Below are 9161 nucleotides of genomic sequence, written 5' to 3'. Positions count from 1 at the left end.
CCGTCGGAGAAATTTCATCGGCGGCAAAGAACTTGCTGTTAGTGACGCGCGAGGCTCTGTATAAGGGCATTGCGCAGGCGCGTGTCGGCAACACGATCGGCGATATCGGCGCAGCGATCCAGAAACATGTGGAGCGCAGCCGGTATTCCGTCGTTCGTGATTTGGTGGGCCATGGCATTGGAAACACCGTGCATGAGGACCCTCAGGTTCCTAATTACGGTCGACCCGGTCGTGGCGAGCGTCTTCGCGCGGGGATGACGATCTGCATTGAACCGATGGTTAACATCGGGACGCGCGAAGCCATCCATCGCGCGGGGGATGAGTGGACTATTTTTACAGGCGACCGTAGTCTCTCAGCCCATTTCGAGCATACGGTCGCGATTACTGAGGACGGGCCGGACATTTTGACCTTGCCTGCCTCTGAAGGGAAATAGCTGATCTAGCCTATGGCGAGAAGACCACGAAAAACTCACGAAGCGCGCGAAGAGCGCCGCGCTGAGGAAGCGGAAGTTTACGCGAAAGAAAAAGCGATCGAAGTAGAGGGAACCATTGCGGAAACTCTGCCGAACGCCATGTTCCGCGTAGATCTGGAAGGCGGACATCAGATTTTGGCGTTGGTCAGCGGTAAGATCCGCATGAACTTCATCAAGATCCTTCCGGGAGATCGGGTAAAGTGCGAGCTTTCCCCATACGATCTGACCCGGGGCCGCATTTTGTACCGTTATAAGTAACCCTAAGTTGCTTATATAGACGTAACGAAATCCGGTGGCGTTCAGTCGCCGGATAAGACGAGGAGTTTCGCATGAAAGTACGGGCGTCCGTAAAAAAAATCTGCGATAAGTGTAAGGTAATCAAGCGCGACGGTGTCGTGCGCGTTATCTGCGTTATCAAGAAGCACAAGCAGCGGCAGGGTTAATCCCGCCGCCGCCATTCCAGGAGGCAATCTTTGGCACGTATTGCGGGCGTCGACCTGCCGCGCGACAAGCGGGTAGAGTACGCGCTACTTTCCATTTTCGGGATCGGGCTCACCAGCAGCCGCGACATCCTGACAAAAAATGACATCAGCCTGGACACTCGTGTCCGCGACCTGACAGAGGCGGAAGTCTCTAAGCTTCGTGAAACCATCGAGCGCGAATTCCGCGTCGAAGGCGACCTGAAGCGACAGATCGCTATCAACATCCGGCGTCTGCAAGAGATCGGCTGCTACCGTGGCATTCGCCACCGCAAGGGCTTGCCCGTGCGTGGTCAGAAGACCAAGAGCAACGCTCGAACCCGACGTGGACCGCGCCGCGCGGTTGCCGGTAAGAAGAAAATTAAGAAGTAAGTAGCTTTTCCTCCTGAAGACTTTGTGGTCTTCGCGTGGAAAGCTTCCTGTACCGCCGCCGAGTGCGACGGGATGATAGGAGTATTCGTAGTTCGATGGCGCAAAAGAAAACGACAACTCGGCAGAAGCCGAAAGAGAAGAAGAACATCGCTCAGGGTATCGTTCATATCCAGAGCACGTTCAATAATACAATTGTTTCGATCACCGATGTCAAAGGTGAATTGATTTCCTGGGCTAGCGCAGGCAGTGTTGGGTTCAAGGGCTCCAAAAAAGGAACTCCCTTTGGCGCGCAGCTCGCCGCTGAGAATGCCGCCCGCAAGGCGCAGGAGCACGGTCTCCGCCGTGTCGACGTGTTTGTCAAGGGACCCGGATCCGGCCGCGAAAGCGCCATCCGAGCCTTGCAGGCCGTCGGTGTCGAGGTGTCCCTGATCAAGGACGTCACCCCGATCCCGCACAACGGATGCCGCCCGCCGAAGCGCCGACGCGTTTGAGTTCGATTTTTTTGGAGATTCTTTAACAATGCCAATCAGTGGAGATGCCCGCTGCCGTCAGTGCCGGCGCGAGGGAGTCAAACTATATCTGAAGGGAACTCGCTGCTACAGCAAGAAATGCGGTATCGAGCGACGGAACTACGCCCCTGGCATGCACGGCCAGGGAATGCAGAAGAAAATGACCGAGTACGCCACCCAGCTTCGCGAAAAGCAGAAGATGAAGCGTACGTACCGGGTTATGGAAAAGCCTTTCCGCAACTACCTGGCGGAAGCCGAGCGACGCCGTGGAGTGACCGGCGAGAACCTGCTCGCGCTGCTTGAGGTTCGCCTCGACAACACGGTCTACCGGCTGAACCTTGCGTCCTCGCGTGCTCAGGCTCGCCAGTTCGTGACCCACCGACACTTCATGGTCAACGGCAAGCGCGTCAACATCCCTTCCTTCCTTGTGAAGCCGGGCGACGTGATCACCGTCCATGACAACAGCCGCAAATTGGCCCCGATGCTGGCTTCGCTCAGCGGCATGGGACGTCATATCCCGGACTGGCTGAGCTTCGACGCCAGCACGCTGACCGGCAAAGTGGTTTCGCTGCCGACACGCGACCTGATCGATACGGATGTCGAAGAGCAGTTGATCGTCGAATACTACTCCCGTTAATTCTGAGAGCAGTGACGGCGCTTATGCAAGACGGACGAGCTCTCTGGTAGGCTCGCCCATTCATCGACATCGTGAATCGCCAGTCGCGATACGTTATCGCCCGTTGTGCGATATGTTTCGGATCCTCCGCGCTTACGCTCGGCGGAGCTTCCCGACTTTTGGGAGATTATCCCAAAAGGCGGGGAGCCCCCTGGAGCGTTTTGGCGCGTGAGGGCCCAGGAGCCAGAACGGATTACAATGATAGAAACGGCGACACCACGCATTGAGACTCTGGAGCAGACCGACACTTACGGAAAGTTTGTCGTCGAGCCGCTGGAGCGGGGCTATGGCGTGACGCTGGGGAACTCCCTGCGCCGCGTTTTGATCTCCTCCATTCCAGGCGCGGCGGTCACTTCCATCAAGGTGGACGGTGTCCTGCACGAGTTCTCAACCATTCCTGGTGTGAAAGAAGATACGACCGAACTGATCCTGAACCTGAAGGATCTGTTCGTGAAGGTGCATGGCGACGGCGCGCTGCTTGGCGGCGCGAAGCCCGAGCCGAAGGTCATTCGCATCGACGTCAAGGGCGAGGGACGCGTCACCGGCGCGGACATCCAATGCCCGAGCGATGTTGAGATCGTGAACCCGGAAGTTTATCTCGCCACCATCTCCGACGCCAACGCCAGCCTCTCCATGGAGCTGACAGTCGAAGAGGGCAAGGGATACGTCCTCCCGGACAAGCAGGATAAGAGCAAGCAAGTCATCGGCGTGATCCCGATCGGCGCCGCTTTCACCCCCGTGCGCCGCGTGGCGTACAACGTGGAAGCCACCCGCGTCGGTTTCAAGACGGACTTTGAGCGCTTGACCCTGGAAATCTGGACCAACGGAACGATTGCTCCTGCGGAATCCCTGAGCCAGGCCGCTTACCTGCTGGAGCAGTTCTTCCAGCGCTTCGTCGAGTTCCCCAAGGGCCTCGGCGGACGGATCGGCGCGGCGGCCGGCGCGGCTTACCCCGTCGGCGCGGCGGGCGCTCCGGACGCACGGATCGAGGAGCTGGACTTCTCGGTGCGTACGTACAACTGTTTGAAGAAAGCCAATATCTTAACGATTGGCGATCTGATCCAGATTTCGGAAAGCGATCTGATGCAGATCCGCAACTTCGGCAAGAAGTCCTTGACCGAGGTTCGCGAGAAACTGTCGTCGCTGGGTCTGAGCATCCAAGGCGGAAGCGAAGACGACGGCGCTTATGATGATGACGACGACGCTGGCGCAGCCGAGGACGATGAAGACGTCACGGTGAGTGCGGCGGACGAAGAATAAATAGGAGCATTCCATGAACCATCGCATTGGAGGCCGTAAATTCGGTCTTCCCAGCGATCAGCGCCGAGCCCTTCTCAAAGGGCTGGTCCGCTCGCTGCTGACATACCAGACCATTAAGACCACCGAGACCCGCGCCAAGGATATCCGCATCATTGCGGAGAAGATCATCACCACGGCGCGCGTCGATACCCTTCACAATCGCCGTCAGACACGCAAGTATCTGAACGACGAGACGCTGGTGCATCACCTGTTCACGCAGATCGCCCCGGAGTTCAAGAACTCCACCGGCGGTTACACCCGCATGACCAAGATCGGCCCGCGGCGCGGCGACGCCGCTCCGATCGTCCAGCTTGAGCTGCTGATCGAGCGCGAGCTTGGGCTGCCGACCGCCCCGGTAAAGATCGGGCGGTAATCCCGGACGCATGGACCAAGCGGCGCGGACCTTAAAGCTCACGGTGGAATACGACGGGACGGATTTCTTCGGCTACCAATCACAAGGAGCGGGAGAACGGACCGTTCAAAGCGTACTGCAGGAAACCGTGAGCCGGATCGTGGATCAACCTGTGATCCTTCACGCCGCTGGTCGCACCGATACCGGAGTGCACGCGCTGGGGCAGATCGTGTCCTTCCAGACTACTGGAAAGATCCCGACGCAGCGTCTCGCGATCGCACTCAACAGCAGTCTGCCGCGCGATTTGGCCGTCGCCCGTGCGGAAGACGCGCCGGACGGGTTTCACGCCCGTTTCTCGGCGCGTTCCAGGACCTATGGCTACTTGCTCTCAACCCGCCGCGCTCGCTCCGCGGTGTGGGGCCGTTATAGTCTGCATTGCAGACGACCGCTGGACCGCGCGGCGATGCGCGCCGCGGGAGCCACGCTGGTGGGAACGCATGATTTTGCGGCCTATGCTCGCGGCGGCGGCAGCCCGGGACCGACGACGGTTCGCGATCTGACACACTTGTCGATACGCCGCTTCGGTGACGACCGCCTTTTGGTGATCGTGACGGCGAACGGATTTTTACGGACCATGGTCCGCAATATCGTCGGAGTGATGGTTGCGGTGGGAGTGGGAGATTTGGAGCCGGGCGCGGCTCGCGAGATACTAGATACGAGAAGCCGCACCTTAAACCCCGTGGCGCCAGCGGCGCCGCACGGTCTGTTTCTGATGCGCGTGCAATATTGAATCAATATCGCTATTGATTACGGAGAAGGATAAATGACAACTTTTAGCGCTAAGCCGGCGGACATGGAAAAAAGCCGCCAGTGGATCGTGCTGGACGGAACCAATCAGTCCGCCGGTCGCCTTGCGGCCGAAGCGGCTCGATTGCTTCGCGGTAAGCACAAACCCGAATTCACCCCGCACGTCGACTGCGGCGATCATGTGATCATCATCAACGCCGATAAGGTCCGCCTGACCGGCAACAACAAAAAAGATGAGCCGATCTACCGGCACACGCTTTATCCCGGCGGTATCCGCAGCGTTACTCGCGGCCGCGAACTGGAGAAGAGCTCGGTGGACACAATGCACCGCATCATCAAAGGCATGCTCCCGCACAACACGCTGGGCGCGAATATGCTGAAGAAGCTGCGCGTCGTCGCCGGCCCGGAACATCCGCATCAGGCTCAGAAGCCGACTCAGACTGCATAGGAACGATTCAATGGCAACCACCACACGCTACTACGGCACCGGTCACCGCAAGAACGCCACCGCAAAGGTTTGGCTGACTCCTGGTGAAGGGAATATTGTCGTCAACAACAAGCAGCCGCTGGCCTACTTCGGCCGCGTTACTCTGGAGGCGCTGATCCGTCAGCCCCTGGAGGTCACCGAGACCCTCGGAAAGTTTGACATCTGGGCGAAGACCCTGGGTGGCGGCATTTCCGGTCAAGCCGGCGCGATGCGCCACGGCATTTCCAAGGCGCTCGTCGAGGCCGATCCCGATCTGCGCCCCGCACTGCGCAAACTGGGCTTCCTGACCCGAGACCCGCGCGTCAAAGAGCGGAAGAAGGCCGGACGCAAGCGCGCACGCCGAGGCTTCCAGTTCAGCAAGCGTTAATTTACGCAAACGCCGTCCACGGCGTTTCCATGCCCGCAGTGGTATGCGTCGTCGCTTGAAAATGGCGTTCCGTTTTGGAACGCCATTTTTCGCAACGGGTCTGAGCGTGAATATCGCCTTTGGGCGTGAACTTTTTTCCGCTTGGATCAGTATATATAAGCGAGGTATGACTATGCCGATTGCAATGGGATTTGGCGCGCCTCCCGAGTGGATTATCATCGCCGCGCTCGCTTTGATCGTATTTGGCCCCAAAAAGCTTCCGGAAGTCGGTAGGCAGCTGGGACAGGCGATGAAAGAGTTTCGAAAGATGGCGGATGAACTAACCGGCGTGGTTCATTCCGTGCGCGACGAAGTCACGACCGTCGCGACGTCGGCGCGCGACGATGTCGAAAGCTCGTATCGGTCGATGGAGCGTACGCCCAGCTCAGTGACGATGCTGGAATCGGACCACGGCGGACAGACGGATTCCTACGATCCGATGGCCCCGGCGTATCCGGAACGCACTATTCGCACTGTCGGGCCGCTGAAACTGTCGACATCGCCTCGTGAGAGCGACGCAAGCGCGGACGTGAAAGGACATTGATCATGTTACCAATCGCATTCTTTACCGGCTCCCCAGTCGAATGGGGTATTATCCTGGTGATCGTCCTCGTCCTGTTCGGCGGCGGCAAGCTGGCGGGTTTGGGCAAGTCGATGGGTGAAGGCATCAAAGAATTTAAAAAGGCCACGAAGGATGAAGATGAGCCGACAAGTGTCGCTCCCACCGTCGTGAAGACCGAGGAGAAGTAGTTAATGGAAGTCGTCAAGATTGTCCTGCTGGTTATTCAGGGACTGATCAGCGTTGCATTCGTCTTTTTGGTGGCGACGCAGACATCGAAGAACGAGGGCTTTGGAACGATCGGCGTGCAGACGCCGGCGAACTTCAAGGGCATGCCGGGCTACGAAGAGCGGATGCAGCAGTATACGCGCAACCTGGCCATCGCCTGGTTCGCCGTCGCGCTTCTTGTCGCGCTGGCCTATCGCTAAATCGAACCGTCGGTCTTAAAACAAAAAAAGCCCCTTCTTCCGCGATCTTTGCGGAGAAAGGGGCTTTTGTTCGGCATATCGTTGCCGAGAATATTGATCGCTGCCTACGCGGCGCGTCGCGTCTGTTCGTTCTTTCGATTTCGCCATTCATCCATGTCGATGACGACCACGGAATCCTCCATTGGCTCCGGGCGAGCGGTCGCGGTAATATATGCATAGAACGCTACGGCGCTGGCGCAGTAGCCGGCCATTATCCAAAGTAGTATCAACGTTCTCTCCTCCCCGCCTTCGGTTGTTTGCTTGACTTTATTATTGGTCATTTACCCGAAAAACTTCTCCCTTAAAAATACGGTGTTTCCCAGGCCATTCGTTTCACGCCCAAAGATTCTCACCTCATGAGATTCTCGGAACTTCGCTTTTCACTCTCGCTGTGAATCCCTCCCACTCGTTGTCACTTCGGATATAATATATATGTGACTATTGAGCGGGTTTAGTGAGCAGAGGAGTGACCATGAAGGACACGTTTTTAGAAACAAATGCAGTGGTGGAAAGCGTGCGGCAGGCGTTCGACGGCGAGTCGAGCCGGCCTCAGCCAGAATGGGTGCGCGGCAAATGCCCGAAGTGCGGCGACGACCTTGTGTCGAATTGCTATTACGTCGGCGGCCGGGGTTACCTGATCTGCTGGGAATGCTGGTCGTCGCTGGGCGGCGAGCCGCAGTGCAACTACCGCAAAATTCTGTAAAATACGATACTTATTGAGATCAGACACGGTTTAAGGAGCAAATCAAATGAGCAACTACGAAAACAACAACGGCGGCGAAGTGAGCAAGATCCAGATCCATCGCTTCGTCGCCAAAGATAACAAGATCCTCGACATTACGGATATGCTTGCGTTCGATGTCAAGCGCAGCAAGCTGTCGATCACGCTGGTCGAGTTCGACGACAACTGGGCCGCTACCCGGCGCGTTCGCCACTATGTCGACTCGGACGACATCAAGCTGGTCTGCTACGATATTCTGTCCGGCCAGTTCACCGCCTTTGAGGATCACAAGGGAACGGCGGGCCAAGACTACACCGAGGCGCGCGTGCTTTCCCTGAAGAAGGAAACCAAGTACCGCCAGCCTTACGTCCTGCGCATCGATAACGGCCAGGGCGAGGTGCAGGGCCAGGGGCAGGTCAAAATGGTGAAGGCGACCGACAGTCTGACCATTCAAATGACCGAGTTTGAGGCCCGTAAGATGGCGCTGGTCATTCAGGACTACATCGCCCAATGGGAAACGATCAACTTCCGCAAGCGCCAGGACGCGCGCACGGTGACCTTTACTCCCGCTCAGGAGGATCACCGCAAACGCGACCACGCGATGGCGGCTTAAAGACAGATCACAAAAAGAGCGCGAGGGCACACGCCTTCGCGCTTTTTTTCTTGACAAATCTACCCAGGAGCCGGCGATTAAAATCGCGTCTAGAAGTGCACAATGTGCCCCTTCGGGCACTCCAGAAACTTTGCGATAACGTTCGCCAGAAGTGTGTTCTAACACCGTCACCTATTTTCTTGACAAATCTCACTCAAAACTTCTACTATAAGGCTCTATGGAAGAGCAAACATCCCCTTGGAAGACCATCGGCAACCGTGAAGTCTACGTCAACCCCTGGATCCGTGTTCGTGAGGATCAAGTGATTCGTCCCGATGAGAAGCCGGGCATCTATGGCGTGATCGAGTATCAGAACTACGCCATCGGCATTGTCCCTGTGGCCGAGAATGGCGACACGTGGCTCGTCGGCCAGTGGCGATACCCTTTAGACTTATATTCGTGGGAAATCCCCGAGGGTGGGGGACCGCTTGGCCTCCCTTTGATCGACAGCGCCAAACGAGAACTTCAGGAAGAAGTGGGACTGACCGCCGGTGAGTGGGTCGACCTGGGAGAGCACCACCTGTCCAATTCCGTCAGCAACGAAACTGGACGTGTTTATCTGGCGCTGGATTTGACGGAGGGGCATTCCGAACCCGAGGGGGATGAGGTGCTTCAGATCCGGCGTCTGCCGATTGCCGAGGCTTACGAGATGGCGATGGATGGCCGGATTACGGATGCCTTGAGCATTATTGGGCTGACGCGGGCGGTGCATTATTTGATGGTTGGAGCCCCTGTTCCCCCGGCGCCATCCCTATTCCCCCGGCGCTAAAGCGCTTTCCCCTTTTTCCCAACAAGCTGCTTCGCAGGGTAAAAGGGGAGCAAATCACTGCCGTCCATTCACTCGTCACAGGACCGTAAGGATGTAATTTGCGAACGCAGATACTCTCTGACACCTACTTGTC

Annotated in this window: 17 protein-coding genes and 1 pseudogene; 17 read left to right on the top strand and 1 reads right to left on the bottom strand. The window is 57.4% G+C overall.

Going from position 1 to position 9161, the window contains the following annotated elements; all coding sequences use genetic code 11:
* From map to secG, 14 genes and pseudogenes are all read left to right on the top strand, one after another.
* Window positions 1-434: type I methionyl aminopeptidase (gene map, locus ABIZ35_RS11605; RefSeq protein WP_348220064.1), on the top strand; the 434-nt coding region annotated here is incomplete at its 5' end.
* Between the two features lie 96 nt (window positions 435-530).
* The gene (infA, locus tag ABIZ35_RS11600; protein WP_245992590.1) at window positions 531-731 is read left to right on the top strand and encodes a translation initiation factor IF-1; all 201 of its coding nucleotides are present in this window, start codon (window positions 531-533) and stop codon (window positions 729-731) included.
* A gap of 71 nt (window positions 732-802) precedes the next feature.
* Window positions 803-916, top strand: coding sequence for a 50S ribosomal protein L36 (gene rpmJ, locus ABIZ35_RS11595; protein ID WP_119322379.1), 114 nt, complete (start codon window positions 803-805; stop codon window positions 914-916).
* A 30-nt stretch (window positions 917-946) separates the two neighbouring features.
* The gene (gene rpsM, locus ABIZ35_RS11590) at window positions 947-1324 is read left to right on the top strand and encodes a 30S ribosomal protein S13 (RefSeq protein ID WP_348220063.1); all 378 of its coding nucleotides are present in this window, start codon (window positions 947-949) and stop codon (window positions 1322-1324) included.
* A 95-nt stretch (window positions 1325-1419) separates the two neighbouring features.
* Window positions 1420-1815, top strand: coding sequence for a 30S ribosomal protein S11 (rpsK, locus tag ABIZ35_RS11585; protein WP_348220062.1), 396 nt, complete (start codon window positions 1420-1422; stop codon window positions 1813-1815).
* A gap of 28 nt (window positions 1816-1843) precedes the next feature.
* Window positions 1844-2470, top strand: a complete 627-nt coding sequence (gene rpsD / locus ABIZ35_RS11580; protein ID WP_348220061.1) for a 30S ribosomal protein S4 — start codon at window positions 1844-1846, stop codon at window positions 2468-2470.
* A gap of 237 nt (window positions 2471-2707) precedes the next feature.
* Window positions 2708-3682 (top strand): annotated as a pseudogene (locus tag ABIZ35_RS11575) (DNA-directed RNA polymerase subunit alpha); the annotation flags it as partial.
* Between the two features lie 100 nt (window positions 3683-3782).
* Entirely contained in the window at window positions 3783-4181 is a 399-nt protein-coding gene (rplQ, locus tag ABIZ35_RS11570) for a 50S ribosomal protein L17 (protein ID WP_348220060.1), read from the top strand.
* A 10-nt stretch (window positions 4182-4191) separates the two neighbouring features.
* Window positions 4192-4950, top strand: a complete 759-nt coding sequence (gene truA / locus ABIZ35_RS11565) for a tRNA pseudouridine(38-40) synthase TruA (RefSeq protein ID WP_348220059.1) — start codon at window positions 4192-4194, stop codon at window positions 4948-4950.
* A gap of 33 nt (window positions 4951-4983) precedes the next feature.
* On the top strand, window positions 4984-5415 hold the full coding sequence (rplM, locus tag ABIZ35_RS11560) for a 50S ribosomal protein L13 (protein WP_348220058.1): 432 nt from the start codon (window positions 4984-4986) through the stop codon (window positions 5413-5415).
* 10 nt (window positions 5416-5425) lie between these two features.
* Window positions 5426-5821, top strand: a complete 396-nt coding sequence (gene rpsI / locus ABIZ35_RS11555) for a 30S ribosomal protein S9 (protein WP_119322371.1) — start codon at window positions 5426-5428, stop codon at window positions 5819-5821.
* 166 nt (window positions 5822-5987) lie between these two features.
* Window positions 5988-6404, top strand: coding sequence for a twin-arginine translocase TatA/TatE family subunit (locus ABIZ35_RS11550; protein WP_348220057.1), 417 nt, complete (start codon window positions 5988-5990; stop codon window positions 6402-6404).
* A 2-nt stretch (window positions 6405-6406) separates the two neighbouring features.
* Window positions 6407-6610, top strand: coding sequence for a twin-arginine translocase TatA/TatE family subunit (gene tatA, locus ABIZ35_RS11545; protein WP_348220056.1), 204 nt, complete (start codon window positions 6407-6409; stop codon window positions 6608-6610).
* Window positions 6611-6613: 3 nt separating this feature from the next.
* Entirely contained in the window at window positions 6614-6847 is a 234-nt protein-coding gene (gene secG / locus ABIZ35_RS11540) for a preprotein translocase subunit SecG (protein WP_348220055.1), read from the top strand.
* A 104-nt stretch (window positions 6848-6951) separates the two neighbouring features.
* Here the strand turns inward: secG and ABIZ35_RS11535 are convergent, their stop codons facing one another.
* Window positions 6952-7167 carry a hypothetical protein gene (locus ABIZ35_RS11535; protein WP_348220054.1) on the bottom strand — a complete coding sequence of 72 codons (216 nt, stop codon included), beginning with the start codon at window positions 7165-7167 and terminating at the stop codon, window positions 6952-6954.
* Between the two features lie 191 nt (window positions 7168-7358).
* Between ABIZ35_RS11535 and ABIZ35_RS11530 the strand changes: the two genes are divergently transcribed.
* From ABIZ35_RS11530 to ABIZ35_RS11520, 3 genes are all read left to right on the top strand, one after another.
* The gene (locus ABIZ35_RS11530) at window positions 7359-7589 is read left to right on the top strand and encodes a hypothetical protein (protein ID WP_348220053.1); all 231 of its coding nucleotides are present in this window, start codon (window positions 7359-7361) and stop codon (window positions 7587-7589) included.
* 46 nt (window positions 7590-7635) lie between these two features.
* Window positions 7636-8220 (top strand): hypothetical protein, encoded by a 585-nt coding sequence (locus tag ABIZ35_RS11525; RefSeq protein ID WP_348220052.1) that lies wholly within the window; start codon window positions 7636-7638, stop codon window positions 8218-8220.
* A gap of 217 nt (window positions 8221-8437) precedes the next feature.
* Complete coding sequence (locus tag ABIZ35_RS11520; protein WP_348220051.1) at window positions 8438-9028, top strand: NUDIX hydrolase; 591 nt, start codon at window positions 8438-8440, stop codon at window positions 9026-9028.
* The last annotated feature ends 133 nt before the right edge of the window (window positions 9029-9161 follow it).

Source organism: Capsulimonas sp., from assembly GCF_039929585.1.
Classification (GTDB): domain Bacteria; phylum Armatimonadota; class Armatimonadia; order Armatimonadales; family Capsulimonadaceae; genus Capsulimonas.
The sequence above is the reverse complement of the archived record's forward strand: the minus strand, read 5'-3'. Positions and strand labels throughout refer to the sequence as shown.

Excerpts from the sequence above, each read along its gene's own strand:
- rpmJ (WP_119322379.1), top strand. The coding sequence starts at position 803 with ATGAAAGTACGGGCGTCCGTAAAAAAAATCTGCGATAAGTGTAAGGTA.
- rpsK (WP_348220062.1), top strand. The coding sequence starts at position 1,420 with ATGGCGCAAAAGAAAACGACAACTCGGCAGAAGCCGAAAGAGAAGAAG.
- rpsD (WP_348220061.1), top strand. The coding sequence starts at position 1,844 with ATGCCAATCAGTGGAGATGCCCGCTGCCGTCAGTGCCGGCGCGAGGGA.
- rplQ (WP_348220060.1), top strand. The coding sequence starts at position 3,783 with ATGAACCATCGCATTGGAGGCCGTAAATTCGGTCTTCCCAGCGATCAG.
- truA (WP_348220059.1), top strand. The coding sequence starts at position 4,192 with ATGGACCAAGCGGCGCGGACCTTAAAGCTCACGGTGGAATACGACGGG.
- rplM (WP_348220058.1), top strand. The coding sequence starts at position 4,984 with ATGACAACTTTTAGCGCTAAGCCGGCGGACATGGAAAAAAGCCGCCAG.
- rpsI (WP_119322371.1), top strand. The coding sequence starts at position 5,426 with ATGGCAACCACCACACGCTACTACGGCACCGGTCACCGCAAGAACGCC.
- ABIZ35_RS11550 (WP_348220057.1), top strand. The coding sequence starts at position 5,988 with ATGACTATGCCGATTGCAATGGGATTTGGCGCGCCTCCCGAGTGGATT.
- tatA (WP_348220056.1), top strand. The coding sequence starts at position 6,407 with ATGTTACCAATCGCATTCTTTACCGGCTCCCCAGTCGAATGGGGTATT.
- secG (WP_348220055.1), top strand. The coding sequence starts at position 6,614 with ATGGAAGTCGTCAAGATTGTCCTGCTGGTTATTCAGGGACTGATCAGC.
- ABIZ35_RS11535 (WP_348220054.1), bottom strand. The coding sequence starts at position 7,167 with ATGACCAATAATAAAGTCAAGCAAACAACCGAAGGCGGGGAGGAGAGA.
- ABIZ35_RS11530 (WP_348220053.1), top strand. The coding sequence starts at position 7,359 with ATGAAGGACACGTTTTTAGAAACAAATGCAGTGGTGGAAAGCGTGCGG.
- ABIZ35_RS11525 (WP_348220052.1), top strand. The coding sequence starts at position 7,636 with ATGAGCAACTACGAAAACAACAACGGCGGCGAAGTGAGCAAGATCCAG.
- ABIZ35_RS11520 (WP_348220051.1), top strand. The coding sequence starts at position 8,438 with ATGGAAGAGCAAACATCCCCTTGGAAGACCATCGGCAACCGTGAAGTC.